At 51.0% G+C, this 20,297-nt stretch carries 14 protein-coding genes and 1 tRNA gene; 14 read left to right on the top strand and 1 reads right to left on the bottom strand.

The window, feature by feature from the left end; genetic code table 11:
* Positions 1–158: 158 nt before the first annotated feature.
* From ACEN2G_RS07025 to cysG, 14 genes are all read left to right on the top strand, one after another.
* Positions 159–235 (top strand) — tRNA-Trp (locus ACEN2G_RS07025).
* A 64-nt stretch (positions 236–299) separates the two neighbouring features.
* Positions 300–671: a preprotein translocase subunit SecE gene (gene secE, locus ACEN2G_RS07020; protein ID WP_442020771.1), complete on the top strand. Its 372-nt coding sequence runs from the start codon at positions 300–302 to the stop codon at positions 669–671.
* A gap of 9 nt (positions 672–680) precedes the next feature.
* Positions 681–1,229 carry a transcription termination/antitermination protein NusG gene (nusG, locus tag ACEN2G_RS07015; RefSeq protein WP_442020770.1) on the top strand — a complete coding sequence of 183 codons (549 nt, stop codon included), beginning with the start codon at positions 681–683 and terminating at the stop codon, positions 1,227–1,229.
* 127 nt (positions 1,230–1,356) lie between these two features.
* A complete protein-coding gene (gene rplK / locus ACEN2G_RS07010; RefSeq protein WP_442020769.1) occupies positions 1,357–1,785 on the top strand; it encodes a 50S ribosomal protein L11 in 429 nt (142 codons plus the stop codon).
* Positions 1,786–1,789: 4 nt separating this feature from the next.
* Positions 1,790–2,491 (top strand): 50S ribosomal protein L1, encoded by a 702-nt coding sequence (rplA, locus tag ACEN2G_RS07005; RefSeq protein ID WP_442020768.1) that lies wholly within the window; start codon positions 1,790–1,792, stop codon positions 2,489–2,491.
* 238 nt (positions 2,492–2,729) lie between these two features.
* A complete protein-coding gene (gene rplJ, locus ACEN2G_RS07000; RefSeq protein ID WP_442020767.1) occupies positions 2,730–3,236 on the top strand; it encodes a 50S ribosomal protein L10 in 507 nt (168 codons plus the stop codon).
* 53 nt (positions 3,237–3,289) lie between these two features.
* Complete coding sequence (gene rplL / locus ACEN2G_RS06995) at positions 3,290–3,652, top strand: 50S ribosomal protein L7/L12 (protein ID WP_442020766.1); 363 nt, start codon at positions 3,290–3,292, stop codon at positions 3,650–3,652.
* Positions 3,653–3,877: 225 nt separating this feature from the next.
* Positions 3,878–7,906 carry a DNA-directed RNA polymerase subunit beta gene (rpoB, locus tag ACEN2G_RS06990; protein WP_442020765.1) on the top strand — a complete coding sequence of 1,343 codons (4,029 nt, stop codon included), beginning with the start codon at positions 3,878–3,880 and terminating at the stop codon, positions 7,904–7,906.
* An 84-nt stretch (positions 7,907–7,990) separates the two neighbouring features.
* Positions 7,991–12,190 (top strand): DNA-directed RNA polymerase subunit beta', encoded by a 4,200-nt coding sequence (gene rpoC / locus ACEN2G_RS06985; RefSeq protein WP_442020764.1) that lies wholly within the window; start codon positions 7,991–7,993, stop codon positions 12,188–12,190.
* A 327-nt stretch (positions 12,191–12,517) separates the two neighbouring features.
* Positions 12,518–14,329 carry an assimilatory sulfite reductase (NADPH) flavoprotein subunit gene (locus ACEN2G_RS06980; protein WP_442020763.1) on the top strand — a complete coding sequence of 604 codons (1,812 nt, stop codon included), beginning with the start codon at positions 12,518–12,520 and terminating at the stop codon, positions 14,327–14,329.
* Positions 14,329–16,023, top strand: coding sequence for an assimilatory sulfite reductase (NADPH) hemoprotein subunit (gene cysI, locus ACEN2G_RS06975; RefSeq protein ID WP_442020762.1), 1,695 nt, complete (start codon positions 14,329–14,331; stop codon positions 16,021–16,023). The genes ACEN2G_RS06980 and cysI overlap by 1 nt, the downstream gene beginning before the upstream one ends.
* Entirely contained in the window at positions 16,010–16,780 is a 771-nt protein-coding gene (locus ACEN2G_RS06970) for a phosphoadenylyl-sulfate reductase (RefSeq protein WP_442020761.1), read from the top strand. Before cysI ends, ACEN2G_RS06970 begins: the two co-directional genes overlap by 14 nt.
* A gap of 43 nt (positions 16,781–16,823) precedes the next feature.
* The gene (locus ACEN2G_RS06965; protein ID WP_442020760.1) at positions 16,824–17,225 is read left to right on the top strand and encodes a CBS domain-containing protein; all 402 of its coding nucleotides are present in this window, start codon (positions 16,824–16,826) and stop codon (positions 17,223–17,225) included.
* Positions 17,226–17,462: 237 nt separating this feature from the next.
* Positions 17,463–18,860 carry a siroheme synthase CysG gene (gene cysG, locus ACEN2G_RS06960; protein WP_442020759.1) on the top strand — a complete coding sequence of 466 codons (1,398 nt, stop codon included), beginning with the start codon at positions 17,463–17,465 and terminating at the stop codon, positions 18,858–18,860.
* A gap of 137 nt (positions 18,861–18,997) precedes the next feature.
* Here cysG and ACEN2G_RS06955 read toward each other — a convergent pair whose 3' ends face one another.
* Positions 18,998–19,807 carry a TIGR03899 family protein gene (locus tag ACEN2G_RS06955; protein ID WP_442020758.1) on the bottom strand — a complete coding sequence of 270 codons (810 nt, stop codon included), beginning with the start codon at positions 19,805–19,807 and terminating at the stop codon, positions 18,998–19,000.
* Positions 19,808–20,297 lie beyond the last annotated feature (490 nt).

The following is a 20,297-nucleotide window of genomic DNA, read 5'->3' as shown; positions in this document are numbered from 1 at the left end:
CTGTATTGCTCGCCATGTTTTTAATTATTTAACACACTCATCTTGCAGTGTGATTTGTCGATCTCATCATTGGCACCCTTCGGGGCCGCAAAAATCAGCGGATAATTACGCTTACAATCCCAGCTAAAAGTCCTTATAATGCTGCCCTTATTGTGTATAGGGGCGTAGTTCCAATTGGTAGAACGGCGGTCTCCAAAACCGACGGTTGGGGGTTCGAATCCCTCCGCCCCTGCCATATACCTCGCCAATAGCGGGGTCTTCGCGTCCGTAATGGACTCAAGCTTTAAACAGGTAGCCTTATGAGTGCAAATATTGAGAGCCAAAGCGGGGCCAAAGATTCCCTGTTATGGGGACTGGTGTTTATTATTTTAGTTGCAACCGTGGTTGCTAACTCTCTTTATAGCGAGCTGTCGGTGGCGATCCGTGCCGCGGCTGTCGTGGTTGCCTTAGGTGTGGCTGGTTTTCTCGCCTACCAAACTCACAAGGGCAAGAATACCGTCGCCTTTGCTAAAGAATCTCGTCTGGAAATGCGCAAAGTGGTGTGGCCTAACCGCCAAGAAGCAATCCAAACTACCCTGATTGTACTGGCCGTTACTGCTGTAGTCGGCTTGTTTCTATTTATGCTGGATGGCTTGCTAGTATGGCTGGTCAATCTGGTCACCGGAGTATAAGGATTAACCATGTCTGAACCAGAACAAAGAATGCGTTGGTACGTGATCCAAGCGTTTTCCGGGTACGAAGGCCGCGTTCAGAAATCGCTGATCGAGCATATCCGACTGAATGAGATGGAAGAGCAGTTTGGCGAAATTTTAGTGCCAACTGAAGAAATCGTAGAAATGCGTGCCGGTCAAAAACGCAAGAGCGAACGTAAATTCTTCCCCGGCTACGTGCTAGTACAAATGCAGATGAATGATGCAACTTGGCATTTAGTGCGCAGCATTCCGCGCGTCATGGGCTTTATCGGTGGCACGCCTGAGCGTCCGGCACCTATTTCTGATAAAGAAGCAGATTTGATCTTGAATCGTCTGCAAGATGCGATCGACAAGCCAAAACCAAAAACGCTGTTTGAGCCAGGTGAACTGGTGCGCGTCTCTGAAGGTCCGTTCGCCGACTTTAACGGTGTGGTGGAGTCGGTCGATTATGAGAAGAGCCGCATTAAGGTGTCGGTTATGATCTTCGGTCGTTCTACCCCAGTTGAGCTGGAGTTTGGTCAGGTTGAAAAATCCTGATTAAAGTTTGCTCATAGAACTTGCGAGTGGCGGCAAATAGTACTAAAATTTGCCGCCCTTTTAATACAGGGGAGCCGATTACAAGCACAGCTTGACGGCGCTATCACCCAATAACGAGGTAATCTCAATGGCTAAGAAAGTCCAAGCCTACATCAAGCTGCAAGTTGCAGCCGGTGCAGCAAACCCAAGTCCTCCGGTTGGTCCAGCTCTGGGTCAGCACGGCGTTAACATCATGGAATTCTGTAAGGCGTTTAACGCTCGTACAGAAAGCCTAGAGAAAGGCTCGCCAACTCCAGTAATCATTACTGTATACAGCGACCGTTCTTTCACCTTCGAAACCAAGACCCCGCCTGCGGCGTTCTTGTTGTTGAAGGCGGCCGGCGTTAAGTCTGGTTCTGCTAAGCCTAACTCAGCTAAAGTGGGCACTGTTAGCCGCGCTCAGTTAGAAGAAATTGCTGCTATTAAGCAAAAAGACATGACCGGTGCCGATGTTGATGCCCGCGTTCGTACAATCGAAGGTACTGCCCGGTCTATGGGCCTGGTAGTGGAGGGTTAAGACGATGGCTAAATTAACTAAGCGTATGCGTGTTATTCGTGACCGCATCGAAAGCACTAAAAACTACGAAATCAACGAAGCCGTTGCTTTGTTACAAGAATTGGCGACTGCCAAGTTTGTAGAAAGCGTAGACGTTGCCGTTAACCTCGGTATCGATGCTCGTAAGTCTGACCAAAACGTACGTGGCGCAACTGTGCTGCCAAACGGTACTGGTCGTGACGTACGCGTTGCTGTGTTCGCACAGGGTGCAAACGCCGAAGCCGCTAAAGAAGCGGGCGCTGAATTGGTTGGCATGGAAGATCTTGCCGAGCAAATCAAGAAAGGCGAAATGAATTTTGACGTGGTTATCGCATCTCCTGATGCAATGCGCGTTGTAGGTCAGTTGGGCCAAGTATTGGGCCCACGCGGTCTGATGCCTAACCCTAAAGTAGGCACAGTAACGCCTAACGTTGCTGAAGCTGTTAAGAATGCTAAAGCGGGTCAGGTTCGTTATCGTAACGACAAGAACGGTATCATCCACACCACTATTGGTAAGGTTGATTTCACCGTTGAGAACCTGAAAGGAAACTTGGAAGCTTTGTTGGTCGCACTGAAGCGTGCTAAGCCTGCAACTTCTAAAGGTATCTTTATCAAGAAAGTAACCCTGTCTACCACTATGGGTGCAGGTGTTGCGATTGATCAAACTAGCTTAGACGACAAAAAATAAGCATTTACAGGGCGCATCGACTCACGTAGTATTTTGCGCCTTGTGATTTGGTTGGGGGCTTCGACTCCCGTCCAAGACCGCTGGAGACGTTATCGTCTTAATGATCCAGCGTAGATGGTGCCGGGACCCAGTTAGAAAATATTTTTTTCTTCTGGAATCGCCACCTTGGTGTCTCTGATTTTACAGAGACGTGTGTTTAATCTGGGAGTTATCCCAGGTAGATCCAGGAGTTTAGCCAATGGCATTAAGACTCGAAGACAAAAAGGCAATAGTTGCTGAAGTCAACGAAGTTGCCAAGGGCGCCCTGTCTGCAGTAGTTGCCGATGCACGTGGCGTTACTGTAGCTGCTATGACCAAACTGCGTCAGCAGGCACGTGAAAACGGAATTTACCTTAAGGTAGTTCGTAACACGTTAGCCCGCATCGCCGTTAAAGAGACCAGCTATGAGTGCCTCAATGAGGTATTCGTTGGTCCTACCCTGATTGCGTTCTCCAACGAACACCCGGGCGCTGCCGCTCGTTTGTTCAAGGACTTTGCTAAAGAGCAAGCCGCATTCGAGGTTAAAGGTCTGGCATACGAGGGTGCTTTTATCCCCGCAGCCGATATTGACCGTCTTGCAAAACTGCCGACGTACAACGAAGCAATTGCACAGCTGATGGCGACTATGAAAGAAGCTTCTGCTGGCAAGCTGGTACGTACTATCGCAGCTCTGCGCGACCAAAAACAAGCAGCAGAAGCAGCATAAGCTGTTACTTGCTACTTCATATCAAACACTTCAGAACATTAGGAATTTGAGTCATGTCTCTTACTAAAGACCAAATCATTGAAGCCGTTGCAGAAATGTCTGTAATGCAAGTTGTTGAACTGATCGAAGCAATGGAAGAAAAGTTCGGCGTTTCTGCCGCTGCTGCTGTTGCCGTTGCTGGTGAAGCTGCAGTTGCTGAAGAGCAAACTGAGTTTGACGTTATGCTGACTGAAATCGGCGCGAACAAAGTATCTGTTATCAAAGCAGTACGTTCAGCGACTGGCTTGGGCTTGAAAGAAGCCAAAGGCTTAGTTGAGTCTGCTCCATGTGCAGTTAAAGAAGCACTGAGCAAAGGCGAAGCTGAAGCATTGAAGAAAGAGCTTGAAGAAGCTGGTGCTAAAGTTGACCTTAAATAAGCTAAACTTTAGCTTAGCGGCCTAAGCAATTAGGCTAGGGCTGGTGAATATATATTCACCAGCCCTTTTGCGCTGTAGAATGATAGGAATTTTCACATCGTTTGTGCCTATCATTAGCACCAAACACCGGATGTTGTCGAGACGTCCGAGTCCCAAAGAAACGATGTTATTTAGAGCTGTCCCATTTGGACAGATGGGTCACTTATCAGCGAGCTGAGGAACCCTATGGTTTACTCTTACACAGAGAAAAAGCGCATTCGTAAGGACTTCGGTAAACGTGACCAAGTCTTGGACACGCCTTACCTGCTATCAATCCAGCTTGACTCCTTCAAACAGTTTATTGAAGCAGATCCGCGCGGCGAACACGGTTTGGAAGCAGCTTTTCGGAGCGTCTTTCCCATCGCCAGCTATTCTGGCAATGCTGAATTGCAATATGTCAGTTTCCGTTTGGGCGAGCCCGTGTTTGACGTTAAAGAATGTCAAATTCGTGGCGTAACTTATTCGGCGCCCTTGCGCGTTAAATTGCGCATGGTGCTGTACGACAGAGAAGCCGCACCTGGCACTGTCAAAGACATTAAAGAGCAAGAAGTCTACATGGGCGAAATCCCGCTCATGACAGAAAACGGCACCTTCGTTATCAACGGTACCGAGCGGGTAATAGTCTCCCAGCTGCATCGCAGCCCGGGTGTGTTTTTCGATCACGACCGTGGCAAAACCCACTCTTCGGGTAAGGTTTTGTATAACGCGCGTGTGATCCCTTACCGTGGTTCCTGGCTCGATTTTGAGTTTGATGCGAAAGACAACCTGTTTGTTCGTATCGACCGTCGTCGCAAGCTACCCGCAACCATCATGCTGCGTGCTCTTGAGTTCACGACCGAAGAAATTTTGGCCATGTTCTTTGAGACCACCACCTTCGAAGTTACCGAAGGCAAGTTGATGATGGAGCTTAAGCCTGAGCGTCTGCGTGGCGAAACCGCCTCGTTCGACATTTTGGTTGAAGGTGAAGTGCTGGTTGAAACTGGCCGCCGCATTACCGCGCGCCATATTCGTCAGCTAGAAAAATCCGGCATTAATAAAATTGAAGTACCGGTGGAATATGCCGTCGGTAAAGTGGTTGCTAAAGACTATGTTAACGTCGACACCGGCGAACTGGTTATTGGTGCCAACAGCGAGCTGAGCCTGGAAGTATTGGCTAACTTGTCTGTGGCCGGCATTAAGCAGTTTGAGACCCTGTTCACTAACGAACTGGATCACGGCGCTTACATGTCAGAAACCCTGCGTATCGACTCTTCAACCAACCGCGTAGAAGCGCTGGTCGAAGTGTATCGCATGATGCGCCCAGGCGAGCCGCCAACCCGTGATGCCGCGGATACCCTGTTTGAGAACTTATTCTTCTCAGAAGACCGCTATGACCTCTCCACCGTGGGCCGGATGAAATTTAACCGTCGTCTGTTCCGTGATGAGATTGATGGTCCAGGTACCCTGACTAAGTCAGATATCGTTGATGTGATGAAGCGTTTGATCGACATCCGTAACGGTAATGACGAAGTGGACGATATCGACCACTTGGGTAACCGTCGTATTCGCTCGGTTGGCGAAATGGCAGAAAACCAGTTCCGTGTTGGTCTGGTTCGTGTTGAGCGTGCGGTCCGCGAGCGCTTGTCATTAGGCGACTTGGATACCCTGATGCCACAAGACTTAATCAACGCCAAGCCCATTTCGGCGGCGGTGAAAGAGTTCTTTGGCTCAAGCCAATTGTCCCAGTTTATGGACCAAAACAACCCGCTATCAGAAGTCACGCACAAGCGTCGTATTTCTGCATTAGGCCCAGGTGGTTTGACCCGTGAGCGTGCTGGCTTTGAAGTTCGAGACGTACATACCACCCACTACGGTCGTTTGTGCCCAATCGAAACGCCAGAAGGACCAAACATCGGTTTGATCAACTCACTGGCGTGCTACTCGCGCACCAACGAATACGGTTTCCTTGAGACCCCGTATCGTAAAGTGGTCGATGGTCAAATCACAGATGAAGTAGATTACTTGTCTGCTATCGAGGAAGGTCACTTCGTGATCGCTCAGGCTAACGCCGCCTCCGATGACAACAACCGTTTACTTGATGAATTGGTTGCCTCGCGTCATAAAGGTGAAGCCACCTATATGAACGCCGATCAGGTCCAGTACATGGACGTGAGCCCACAACAGGTAGTATCTGTTGCGGCCTCTTTGATCCCGTTCCTTGAGCACGATGATGCTAACCGAGCCTTGATGGGCTCGAACATGCAACGTCAAGCCGTGCCTACACTGCGTGCCGATAAGCCGTTAGTGGGTACCGGTATTGAGCGTGCAGTAGCGGTCGACTCAGGTGTAACTGTGGTAGCCAAGCGTGGTGGTATCGTCGATTACGCCGATTCTTCACGCATAGTGGTAAAAGTTAACGAAGAAGAGATGACGCCTGGCGAAGCCGGTATCGACATCTATAACCTGACCAAATACACCCGTTCTAACCAGAACACCTGTATCAACCAGCGTCCTTGTGTGATGCCGGGTGAGCGGGTACTGGGCGGCGACGTATTGGCCGATGGTCCTTCAACTGACTTGGGCGAACTCGCTCTGGGTCAGAACCTGCGCGTGGCATTTATGCCATGGAACGGTTACAACTTCGAAGACTCCATCTTGTTGAATGAGCGTCTGGTAGAGCATGATCGCCTGACCACCATTCATATTCAGGAACTAACCTGTATCTCTCGTGATACTAAGTTGGGTCCAGAAGAAATCACCGCCGACATCCCGAACGTGGGTGAGTCTGCGCTGAGCAAGCTTGATGAGTCCGGTATCGTCTATGTGGGTGCAGAAATGCGTCCTGGCGATATCTTGGTTGGTAAAGTAACCCCTAAAGGTGAAAGCCAGCTGACGCCGGAAGAGAAGCTGCTGCGAGCTATCTTCGGTGAAAAAGCCTCAGACGTTAAAGACTCGTCTTTACGCGTACCCAACTCAGTGTTTGGTACCGTTATCGACGTACAGGTCTTTACTCGTGATGGCGTAGAAAAAGACAAGCGTGCCCAAGACATAGAGCACATGCAGTTAAAGCAGGCTAAGAAAGACTTAACGGAAGAGTTCAGCATTCTCGAAGACGGCGTTTACGCTCGTGCTCGTAACGTGCTAATCGCCTCTGGTATGTCTGCCGAGCAAGTAGCGAAAATTGATCGCAACAAGCTGCTGGAACAGTCTATCGATGACGAAGCCAAGCAAATTGAGCTTGAGCAATTAGCCGATCAGCAAGCTGAGCTGAAAGCCGACTTCGATAAGATGTTCGAAAACAAACGTCGCAAGATCACCCAAGGTGATGATCTGGCGCCGGGCGTGCTGAAGATCGTTAAGGTGTACTTGGCAGTTAAACGTCAAATTCAGCCTGGCGATAAGATGGCAGGTCGTCACGGTAACAAGGGTGTGGTTTCTACCATAGTTCCTGTTGAAGATATGCCACATGACGTACATGGCGTACCGGTTGACATAGTACTGAACCCATTGGGTGTACCGTCGCGAATGAACATAGGTCAGATCCTTGAGACGCACTTAGGCTTAGCGGCCAAGGGCATCGGCGAGAAAATCGACCGTATGATCAAAGAGCAGCAAGGCTTAGCTCGTCTGCGTGAATTCATTCAGGAAGTTTACGACCTGGGTGATGGCACGCGTCAGAAAGTAGACCTGTCTACCTTCACCGACGCCGAAGTGCAGACGCTGGCTAATAACTTGCGCCACGGCATGCCAATGGCAACGCCTGCGTTCGATGGTGCCGATGAAGGCGAAATCAAGCGTATGTTGCTGCTGGCCGATCTGCCAGAATCTGGTCAGATCACGCTGTATGACGGTCGTACCGGTAACGCGTTTGAGCGTGCGGTCACCGTGGGCTATATGTACATGCTGAAGTTGAACCACTTGGTGGACGACAAGATGCACGCCCGTTCTACTGGTTCTTACAGTCTGGTAACGCAACAGCCGCTGGGTGGTAAAGCTCAGTTTGGTGGTCAGCGTTTCGGTGAGATGGAAGTGTGGGCACTGGAAGCATACGGTGCCGCCTATACCTTGCAAGAAATGTTGACGGTCAAGTCGGATGACGTTAACGGTCGTACCAAGATGTATAAAAACATCGTCGATGGTGATCACCGCATGGAGCCGGGCATGCCCGAGTCTTTCAACGTATTGTTGAAAGAAATTCGCTCTCTCGGTATCAACATCGAGCTGGACGAAAGTTAAGGCGACAGACTGCCTGAGAAATAACGGCGCCCCTTTTCCTAAGGAGAAGGGGCGTCTAGGTAGAACTCCTCACAGGAGACTAATGTGAAAGACTTACTTAAGTTTTTGAAAGCGCAGAATAAGACAGAAGAGTTTGACGGGATCAAAATCGGTCTGGCATCCCCAGACATGATCCGCTCTTGGTCCTATGGCGAAGTCAAAAAGCCTGAGACCATCAACTACCGTACCTTCAAACCGGAGCGTGACGGTCTGTTCTGTGCCCGGATTTTTGGTCCGGTCAAGGACTATGAGTGTCTGTGTGGTAAGTACAAGCGCCTCAAGCATCGCGGTGTTATCTGCGAAAAATGCGGCGTTGAAGTTACCCAGACCAAAGTGCGCCGTGAGCGCATGGGCCACATTGAGCTGGCCAGTCCGGTCGCTCACATCTGGTTCTTGAAGTCCCTGCCAAGCCGTATCGGTTTGTTGCTGGACATGACACTGCGTGACATAGAACGCGTACTGTACTTCGAATCCTTCGTGGTTATCGAAGCCGGTATGACCAATCTTGAGCGTGGTCAAATGCTGTCTGAAGAGCAGTATTTAGACGCGTTAGAAGAGTGGGGCGACGAATTTGACGCCAAGATGGGTGCCGAAGCGGTACTGTCTTTGCTGAGCGCTATCGATCTCGGTGCCGAAATCGAAGTGATGCGTGAAGAGCTGGGTCAAACCAACTCCGAAACCAAGCGTAAGAAAATTACCAAGCGCTTCAAACTGATGGAAGCTTTCTTCGGCTCAGGCAACAAGCCCGAGTGGATGGTGCTGACCGTATTACCCGTATTGCCACCGGATTTGCGTCCGCTGGTACCACTGGACGGCGGCCGTTTTGCGACTTCTGATCTGAACGATTTATATCGTCGTGTGATCAACCGTAACAACCGTTTGAAGCGTCTATTGGACTTGGCCGCGCCCGATATTATCGTGCGTAACGAAAAGCGTATGCTGCAGGAATCTGTGGATGCGCTGCTCGATAACGGCCGTCGCGGTCGTGCCATTACTGGCTCTAACAAGCGTCCTCTGAAATCCTTGGCCGATATGATCAAGGGTAAGCAGGGTCGTTTCCGTCAGAACTTGCTCGGTAAGCGTGTTGACTACTCAGGTCGTTCGGTCATCGTAGTAGGTCCGACTTTGCGTCTGCACCAGTGCGGTCTGCCAAAGAAAATGGCACTCGAGCTGTTCAAGCCCTTCATCTATGGCAAGTTGGAAGCCCGTGGCCTAGCTACGACTATCAAAGCCGCTAAGAAGATGGTTGAGCGCGAAGAAGCCGTAGTGTGGGACGTACTGGATGACGTGATCCGCGAACACCCGGTATTACTGAACCGTGCACCTACCTTGCACCGTTTGGGTATCCAGGCGTTTGAGCCTGTGTTGATCGAAGGTAAAGCGATTCAGTTGCACCCATTAGTGTGTGCGGCCTACAACGCCGACTTCGATGGTGACCAAATGGCGGTCCACGTACCGCTGACCATAGAAGCACAGCTTGAAGCTCGTGCGCTTATGATGTCGACCAACAACATACTGTCTCCTGCTAACGGCGAACCTATCATAGTTCCTTCACAGGACGTGGTATTGGGTCTGTATTACATGACTCGCGACAAGATCAATGCCAAAGGTGAAGGCATGCTCTTGACCAGCGCTAAAGAAGCGGAAATGGTCTATCGCGGCGGTCATGCGGAGCTGCATGCCAAGGTTAAAATTCGTATTACGGATTTCGAGCGCATGGAAGACGGCACCGAAGTAGAGACCACGGCTATCCGTGAGACCACTATCGGTCGTGCCATCCTGAGCTTGATCGTGCCTAAAGGTTTACCTTTTAGCATGATCGACCAAGCCATGGGCAAGAAGCAGATTTCTAAGTTGCTGAACGCTTGTTATCGTCGTTTGGGCCTGAAAGACTCAGTCGTCTTTGCTGACCAACTGATGTATACCGGTTTTCAGTACGCCACGCTGTCTGGCGTGTCTGTGGGTATCAACGACATGGTTATTCCAGCTGCGAAGAAGCACATCATAGATGAAGCCGAAGCGGAAGTGTCTGAAATTCAGGAGCAGTTCCAATCAGGTTTAGTTACCGCGGGCGAGCGTTACAACAAAGTTATCGATATTTGGGCCAGCGCCAACGAGCGCGTGTCTAAGGCGATGATGGAAAACTTGTCGAAAGACAAGGTAATCGACGCCGAAGGTAATGAAGTGCTGCAAGACTCGTTTAACAGCATCTACATGATGGCTGACTCAGGTGCGCGAGGCAGTGCCGCTCAGATCCGTCAGTTGGCGGGTATGCGTGGTCTGATGGCGAAGCCGGATGGCTCCATCATCGAAACGCCAATTATCGCCAACTTCCGTGAAGGTTTGAACGTACTCCAGTACTTCAACTCCACCCACGGTGCACGTAAGGGTCTGGCAGATACCGCATTGAAGACGGCTAACTCCGGTTACCTGACTCGTCGTCTGGTAGACGTGGCGCAAGACTTGGTGATCACCACCGACGACTGTGGCACCTTCAACGGTCTGTGGATCACCTCCTTGATCGAAGGTGGTGACGTAGTTGAGCCGTTGCGTGAGCGCGTATTGGGCCGTGTTGTGGCCGAAGACGTGATCCGCCCAGGCACCGAGAATGAAATCTTAGTTGCACGTAACACCCTGCTCGATGAGAAGTGGTGTGATGTGATCGAAGAAAGCTCGGTTGATGGCATCATGGTGCGCTCTGTTATCACCTGTGATAACGACCACGGCGTGTGTGCTCATTGTTACGGCCGTGACTTGGCCCGTGGCCACTTGGTTAACCAAGGCGAAGCAGTGGGCGTTATCGCCGCTCAGTCTATCGGTGAGCCGGGTACCCAGTTAACGATGCGTACCTTCCACATCGGTGGTGCAGCATCCAGAGCGGCAGCAGAAAACAGCATTCAGGTGAAAAACCCAGGTACCTTGAAGCTGTTGAACGCCAAGTTCGTAACCAACAACGACGGCAAGACGGTTATCGTGTCACGTTCATCAGAACTGACTATTATCGATGACTTGGGTCAAACCCGCGAAAACCACAAACTGCCGTACGGTGCTTTGTTGGAGAAAGCGGACGGCGAGCAGGTACAAATTGGCCAGTTAGTGGCAACGTGGGACCCGCACACCCACCCAATCGTCACCGAAGTAGCAGGTCACCTGAAGTTTATCGACATGATTGATGGCGTGACCATCAGCCGTCAAACCGATGAACTGACCGGTCTGTCCAGTATCGTAGTGATGGACGTGAACGAGCGTCCGGCTTCTGGTAAAGATCTGCGCCCAACGGTGAAGCTGCTTGATGACAACAACAACGATGTCATCATCCCAGGTACCGACTTGTCTGCGCTGTACTTCTTACCAGGCCGTTCGATTGTCAGCCTAGAAGATGGTGCCGTGGTGAACGTGGGTGACGCGGTTGCGCGTATTCCACAAGAATCCAGTGGTACTAAAGATATCACCGGTGGTCTACCACGGGTTGCTGACTTGTTTGAAGCGCGTTTACCGAAAGAGCCGGCTATCTTGGCGGAAATTTCGGGCACCATCGCCTTCGGTAAAGAGACCAAAGGCAAGCGCCGCTTGGTGATCACACCGTTGGATGGTGGCGAACCGTTTGAGGAGATGATCCACAAATGGCGTCACGTGAACGTGTTCGAAGGTGAGAAAGTTGAAAAAGGCGAAGTACTGGCCGATGGTCCAGAATCTGCCCACGATATCTTGCGTCTGCGTGGCATTAGCCCAGTCGCCAACTATATCGTGAACGAAGTGCAAGAGGTTTACCGCTTGCAGGGCGTTAAGATCAACGATAAACACATCGAAACTATCGTGCGTCAGATGCTGCGTCGCGCCGAAATAATGAATGCCGGTGATTCCGATTTCATTAACGGCGAACAAGCAGAAGTGGTGCGTATTCGCCAGGCTAACCGTGCGTTGATTGCCGCGAACAAGCAGCCAGTAGAATACCGTCATGTGTTGATGGGTATTACTAAGGCATCGCTAAGCACTGAATCCTTCATCTCGGCGGCATCCTTCCAGGAAACCACTCGAGTACTGACGGAAGCTGCGGTATCGGGCAAGGTAGATAACTTGCGCGGTCTGAAAGAGAACGTGATCGTTGGCCGTCTGGTACCTGCGGGTACGGGTTTTGCCTTCCATCAGGCGCGTAACGCCAGACGTAATCCAGACCAGCAAGTGGCTGTATCGGCTGATGAAGTCGAACAGAACCTAGCTAACCTGTTGAACGCGACCAAATAAGTAACAAGCAAAGAATCTCGACTCGCTGATAACAAGGCCCCCGTAAGGGGGCCTTTTTTTTGCACCGCAAGTGCTGTGAGGGGAGAATCGTGAGGTGTAAGGTGGACGAGAGAACCATAAGAGCTAAAGGGTGAGGGGAGATAAGTAAAGAGTTAGGCGTCACACACTGGATCTGCAATATGGGTGTGTTGCGCCTCACTCCTCACCATTTACTCCTCACTTGCGCACCTTATTCTTTTAAAGCATAAAAAATCATCTTTTATTCTTTCTTGTTGGACTCAACCTCGTTTAAGCTATACCTATCTGGAAAAAGTGGAAGCAAATCTTATGCTGTTAAAAGAACTCGCGGCGTCTGCCAGCCCGCTAAACGAACAACAAGTCCATAAGCTTACTCAGGTGGCAGCCGAGTTAAGTGCGACTCAACTGGCGTGGGTAAGCGGGTATTTTTACGGCATCAGCCAACATGCTACTGGTATTACGGCACCGGCAGCGATTGCTAATGCACAACCGGCCGGCAAGCTGACCATTATTTATGCCTCACAAACCGGTAACGCTAAAGGCGTAGCCGAAGAATTACGCGCTAGCGCCAGCGCCAATGGCGTGGAAGTGAGCCTATTTAGTGCTGCTGACTATAAAGTCCGCAATCTGAAAAAAGAAACCCATGTCTTAATCGTCGCCAGTACTAACGGCGAGGGCGAAGCCCCAGACGACGCCATTGAGTTTCATAAAGAATTAAAAGCCGGCAAGGCAGGCAAATTAGACGGCCTGCAATACGGCATTATTGGTTTGGGCGACTCCTCTTATGAGTTCTATTGCCAGACCGGTAAAGACTTCGACCAATACTTAAGCAAAGCCGGTGCCAAGCCGTTATTGGCGCGCCTAGATGCAGACGTCGACTACGACGCCGTGTGCCAAAGCTGGATCCAAGAGTCTGTGGCGCTGGTAAAAGAAGCGCTTAAGTCTGAGGCTGCTAATGACGTGGCTGGCTTGGCTGGCGTAGCTCCACTGACTGCCGGTGCCACTAGCCTCTACAACAAAAAGCACCCCTTTACCGCCGAGTTGCTGACCAACCAAGCGATTGTGGGTCGTGATTCAGATAGAGATGTGCGCCATTTTGAGATTTCTCTGGAAGGCTCAGATCTTAGCTATCAGCCCGGCGACGCACTCGGCGTGTGGTTTAGCAACGACGAGCAGTTAGTGGATGCGCTATTGGCGCAAACCGGCGTAGACGGTGCAAGCGAAGTGATTGTGGATGAGCAAAGCGTGAATATCCGTGAAGCCTTAATTCACAACTATGAGCTGACCCAAGGCTATAACAGTTTTGTGCAGTCTTATGCCGAGCTCACCGACGCGCCTAAGTTACGGGCACTGGTCGATGACAAAGCCGCGCTGCGTGAATACTGCGCTACTCATCAAATCCTTGATATCGCCCGTGAGCAACAAGGTGCCTTGAGCGCCGAGCAGCTACAAGCTAGCCTGCGCCGCCTTACACCGCGTTTGTACTCCATTGCCTCGTCGCAAGCTGAAGTAGAAGACGAAGTGCATTTAACTGTGGGTGTGGTGCGTTTTGAGCAAGATGGCCAAGCCCGTAACGGCGGCGCTTCTTCTCATCTGGCAGATCGTTTAGAGGAAGGCGGCCAAGTGCGGGTGTTTATCGAACATAACGATAACTTCCGCCTCCCTGCCAACGACGACACGCCTGTGATCATGGTGGGCCCAGGCACCGGCATAGCGCCGTTCCGTGCCTTTATGCAAGAGCGTGATGCCCGCTCTGCCAACGGTCAAAACTGGTTGTTCTTCGGTAATCCGCACTTTACTCAAGACTTCTTGTATCAGCTGGAATGGCAGCGTTATGTTAAGTCTGGTTTGTTGAACAAGATTTCACTGGCCTTTAGCCGCGACCAGCAAGAAAAAATCTATGTGCAGCACAAATTGCGTGAGCAAGGCGCCGAGGTTTATCAGTGGTTAGAGCAAGGCGCGCACTTTTACGTGTGTGGCGATGCCAACAAGATGGCTAAAGACGTGCATGAGGCGTTGATCGACATAGTGGCCGAGCACGGCAATAAGACTAGCGACCAAGCAACCGAATATGTAGATGCGCTACGCGCAGCTAAGCGTTACCAGAGGGATGTGTACTAATGAGCGAACTAAAACTGTCTGACAACGAACGCATGAAGCGCGAGAGTAATTTTTTGCGCGGCACCATAGAAGCGGATTTAAGCGATGAACTCACCGGTGGTTTTAACGGTGATAACTTCCAGCTGATCCGCGTACACGGCATGTATCAGCAAGACGACCGCGACATTCGTAACGAACGTACCGCCCAAAAGCTAGAGCCCCTGCATAACGTTATGCTGCGCGCTCGCTTACCCGGCGGCATTATCAAGCCTGAGCAGTGGTTGGTAATCGACAAGTTCGCCGAAGAAAGCAGCATCTATGGCAGTATTCGCCTGACTACCCGTCAAACCTTCCAGTTTCACGGTGTGTTAAAGCGCGACATCAAGCATATGCACCAAACTCTGAACAGCACAGGTATCGACTCCATCGCCACCGCCGGTGACGTAAACCGTAACGTGCTGTGCACCAGTAATCCGGTTGAGTCGCATCTGCACCAAGAGGCTTACGAGTGGGCGAAGAAGATCTCCGAGCACTTGCTGCCGAAGACCCGTGCTTATCTTGAAATTTGGCTGGACGGCGAGCGGTTAGATACGCCTGACGAAGAGCCAATTTTGGGTGCCACTTATCTGCCTCGTAAGTTTAAAACCACTGTGGTGATCCCACCGCACAACGATGTGGACTTACACGCCAACGACTTAAACTTCGTGGCCATTGCCGAAGACGGTAAATTGGTCGGCTTTAACGTATTAGTGGGCGGTGGCTTAGCCATGACTCACGGCGACACAGCTACCTTTCCGCGCAAGGCGACCGACTTTGGTTTTATCCCACTGTCGCACACCATCGCCATCGCCGAAGCCGTGGTCACCACCCAGCGCGACATGGGTAACCGTGTGGAGCGTAAAAACGCCAAGACCAAGTACACCCTTGAGCGCGTGGGCGTAGAGGTATTTAAGGCCGAAGTGGAAAAGCGCGCCGGTATCAAGTTTGCCGACAGCCGTCCTTATGAGTTCACTAGCCGTGGCGATCGCTTTGGTTGGGTAGAAGGCATAGACGGTAAGCAGCACTTAACGCTGTTTATCGAAAACGGTCGTATTCTGGATTACCCAGGTAAGACCCTGAAAACCGGTATGCGCGAAATCGCTAAGATTCACCAAGGTGACTTCCGCTTAACTGCCAACCAAAACCTGATCATTGCCGGCGTACCAACCGAGCAAAAAGCACAAATTGAGCAGCTAGCGCGCGAGCACGGTTTAATCGAAGACTCAGTGTCCGAGCAGCGTAAGAGCTCCATGGCCTGTGTGGCACTGCCGACCTGCCCGCTCGCCATGGCGGAGTCTGAGCGGGTGTTGCCCGAGTATGTGACTGAGTTAGAAGGTTATTTGGCCAAGCACAACATCAGTGACGACAACATCATCTTTCGCGTCACCGGCTGCCCGAACGGCTGTGGTCGTGCCATGTTGGCCGAAGTGGGCTTAGTGGGTAAGGCGCCGGGTCGTTATAACCTGCACTTAGGCGGTAACCGCGAAGGCACGCGTATTCCGCGCATGTACAAAGAAAACATCACAGATCGCCAGATAATGGCGGAGCTCGATGAGCTGATTGGTCGTTGGGCGCTCGAGCGTAATAGTGGTGAAGGCTTCGGTGACTTTGTGATCCGTGCCGGTATTATCGCGCCCGTCATCGACTCGGCGAGGGACTTTTATGCCGCAGTCTAGCGTGTTAATTAGCTTATCCGAGCTGAATAACCTGAGCGCTGTTGAACGAGCACAGGCTCTAGCCCCGCTCAATCAAGAGTTGAAAGCCATGAGCGCGCCCGAGCGGGTGCGCTGGGCATTGGAGCACCTACCGGGTGCTCCCGTGTTGTCGTCAAGCTTTGGTATTCAAGCGGCCGTCATGCTGCACTTGGTCACTCAAGAGAAAGCCGATACGCCGGTGATTTTGACCGACACCGGTTACTTATTTCCGGAAACCTATCGCTTTATCGACGAATTAACCGAGCGCTTAGGCCTGAATCTGAAAATTTATCAGGCTAGCCGTTCCAGCGCTTGGCAAGAAGCTTGTTACGGCAAATTGTGGGAGCAGGGCGTAGACGGCATCAGCCGCTATAACCATCTGAACAAAGTCGAGCCCATGCAGCGTGCGTTGCGTGACCTTGAAGCCAGCACTTGGTTTTCGGGCTTGCGCCGCACTCAGTCCGAAAGCCGCGACAGTCTAGAAGTATTGGGCGTGCAAGGCGGGCGTTTTAAGTTCTTGCCGATCATCGACTGGAGCAACAAAGACGTGCATTATTACCTGCAACAGTTTGATTTACCTTATCATCCGCTGTGGGAGCAAGGTTACGTCTCGGTAGGCGACGTGCACACCACGGCGAAATGGGAACCGGGCATGTCTGAAGCCGATACGCGCTTCTTCGGTATGAAACGTGAATGTGGTCTTCATGAAGCCCAAGAAGCTGACGGCAGTGGTATCTAAACGCGGCGGCTCCTTGGGTTAATAAGCCTTAAAAGGAGAATGCATGCGCGTTCAAGAAATAATGACTCGGCGAATTGCCACCGTCCACCAAGACGATCGGCTGGAATTTGTACGAAATATTTTTACCCAGTCGGCGTTTCGCCATTTGTTGGTCTTGAATAGCCAAGAGCAGCTGTGCGGTATTATCAGCCATGCAGATATGAGCCGTGCCCTTAGCCCTTATTTGGGCACGGATGCAGAAGTTGAGCGCGATCGCGATACCTTGCAAAGGCGCGTCCATCAAGTGATGTCACGCGATGTGCTCACCATTACCGGTGCCGCTACCTTGCAAAGCGCCGCGCGCATCATGCTCGAGCATAACATCGGCTGCTTGCCGGTGATGGATAACGGCAAACTCGAAGGCTTGGTCTCTTGGAAAGATTTACTGCGCCAAGTAATTAAATAAAAGCAGCGCCGAGCGCCCGGCGCCCAGCTAAAGAAAAACAAAACACCCTCTGCTCTTTGCCGTCATACCGGACTTGCGACCGTATTTTTGTCTGTTGGGTTGGTTTTTAGCTAGGCGCTGGGTGCCGGGCGCTGCCTATTTATTCCTTTTAGTAATAAAAAAGCATCTTCCATTCTTTTGAGATCTACCTGTCATCCTTTATAGTGTGGCTACTGCAACGTATTAGTGGATACCCTCATGGAACACCTACCTCTCTTTATTAAAATCAAACACCGCCCTTGCTTGGTAGTGGGAGGAGGTGTGGTGGCTGCGCGCAAAGCCAAAGTCTTGCTGGCCCGCGGCGCGCGCTTAACCCTAGTGGCGCCGCAATTGTGCCCAGAGCTTGCCGCTTTGCAGTCGCAGTTTGTTTGGCAAAACGACGTGTTTGCTGAGCACTATCTTGATGAGCAGTTTTTAGTGGTGGCGGCCACCGATAATAAAGAAGTGAATGCGCGCGTCTATCAGGCCGCCAACTCGCGTGGTTTATTGGTGAATAAAGCCGACGACAGCAAGCGCTCGGCGGTGATCTTTCCCTCAATTGTGGAGCGTTTTCCGCTGCAAGTGGCCTTTAGCACCGGCGGCGACGCCCCTTGGCTGGCGCGTTTACTGCGTGCCCGCCTCGATGCCTTGTTACCTAAACACTGGGGCGAGCTAAGCCGAGTGGCGGGTAAGTTGCGCACTAAAGTGCAATTAGCATTTGCTACCAGCGATGAACGCCGCCGCTTTTGGGCGCGGGCCGAAGACGACGCCACGCTTAATACGCTGTTACAACAAGGCGAGTTGGCGAATGCTGAGCGCTGGTTAGAGCAGGCCATCACTCAGCCCCAAACCGGCGAGGTGATTTTGGTGGGGGCGGGTCCTGGCGACCCAGACTTATTAACCATTAAGGCCTTAAATGAATTACAAAAAGCCGAAGTGGTGCTGTATGACCAATTGGTGTCACCGGAAATAATGGCGCTGATCCGCCCAGAAGCCGAGTTAATTGCCGTTGGCAAAAAGGCCGGTCATCACAGCGTGCCCCAAGATCAAATTAATCAGCTGCTGGTAGAGCAAGCACTTAGCGGCAAGCGCGTAGTACGCCTTAAAGGCGGTGACCCTTTTATGTTTGGTCGCGGTGCCGAAGAGCTAGAAACCTTAAAAGCTGCAGGTATTCCTTTTCAAGTCGTGCCGGGTATTACGGCCGCCGCCGGCGCCACTGCTTATGCGGGTATTCCGCTCACGCATCGCGATCACGCGCAAAGCGCAATATTCATTACCGGTCACAGTAAAGAAGATGGCAAAGAGCCAAACTGGGCATCATTGGCACAGAGTCGTCAGACGTTAGTGATTTACATGGGGCTAATGCGCTCCGGTCATATTCAACAGCGCTTAATCGACAATGGTCTGTCATCCAGTACACCTGTGGCCTTAATCGAGCGCGGCACCACGCCCCAGCAGCGGGTAGTGCGTGGCACCTTAAGTGAGCTCGCCGTGTTGGCCGAGCAAGTAGTCAGCCCGTCTTTGATGGTGATTGGCAACGTGGCCGCATTAGCAGATTCACTGGCTTGGTTTAAGCCGCAAGCGGCACAGACAGAAGCCCAAGCACAATACGCTTAAAGGCAAGCCGAAAGCGGTAAGCTGTAAGTTAAAGATAACAACCCTTTTGCAAACCACCTTTATACCGGACTCGTTCCGGTATTTTTTTGCCTGGGTTTTGTTGGCTTAGCTAGGCCCTTGGTGCTGGGCGCTCGGCGCTATATCTTGAGGCTCAACTGCCCCAGTGGTGCCAATAGATCTTGTAGGTCGTTGCGATAATCTGCGGGCGTGGGCTCTGTAATCAGTCCTGCGAGTTCGTTACCGACCGTGGTAAAGCGGTAATAAAGGAGTCGTATGCCTTTGCGTTGTGGCTGCAAGGTCATGGGCTGATTGTTTAATACCACGCGCAGCGGTGCCGTTTGCGAGAGCTCACCGGATTCTAATTCTGCCTGATGCAACAATCCCAATTCAAATAATTGCAACATACCCGCATAAGGGAGGCGATATCGACCTAGATTAAGCCGTTGCTGACGCTGGCCTTGTAACAAAGTGCGATATTGGTAACCAAATAATAACCTTAAGTTATCGTCACCAAAGTGGCAGGCGAGGGCGCTGGCTTTTTGCAGCAAGAGTGCATCTTTTTGGGTCATGAGTTGCAAGCGGCTCAAAGCTTGAATCGAACAATTCCCCGGGCTGAGCATCTCTTGGGAGAGTATATTGGCCCAAAATTGTTGCATGGCGGGATGGCGAATATTTTGTGCTAATTCAAGGAAATGACTAAGCCAGTCGGGATCTGGCTCGTTGGCTAATTCGTCATTATCCTGCTTGCTTGCCAGCTCAACTATGGTTTCTAGATTTTTTTGCCGCGCCGCTTCATCTAGTTGGAGGCGAATTTTAAAGCGCTCACCAAAGCTGATTTTAGTATCGCCATGCAGCAGCCCAGCCACGCCTCTTTGCTCGGCGAGTTGCTGTAAAAGGGCCCTGCGACTCTTTAATTTATTATCCAGTGTTGCAGCTTTTCGCGTCATCAGTTTCTATTGTTAACCATGTTGTTTCTATGTTAAAATTGCGGCCTAAATTTTAAATGGAGCGGCGCATGTACATGCAACAAAATCCAAAAAGCAAAACCAGTATGGCCAGAGTGCTATTAATGGTGGGCTATCTATCCAGTCTGGGTATTTTAGCGACCATAATTGCCATCATAGAATAAGCCTGCGCAAAACATAAGGTCTTGATGAGGCTTATATTTTTAATTATTAAGTGCGCGTCGCACTCAGTTTTCGACGTCGATCATCTGCTCACTAGTTAATGCCTCTTCTTTAGCGAAAAGCACTATTCCTTTCTGAACAAACAGCATAATCTTTAAGCTTTTGGGCTGAAATTGTTATGCCTGTGCCGCTACGCATGTTTCATCGGTCATTATCTAATCCTGAAGAATATAAGCGCTAACTGCTCTCGAGCCTGCTGTGCACCCAAGGCTATGGGAGTATTTGATTTACGGCTGTGTATTCACGCCAT

Source organism: Oceanisphaera sp. W20_SRM_FM3 (genome assembly GCF_052119705.1).
GTDB lineage: Bacteria > Pseudomonadota > Gammaproteobacteria > Enterobacterales > Aeromonadaceae > Oceanimonas.
This window is presented reverse-complemented; position numbering and strand designations above follow the sequence as displayed.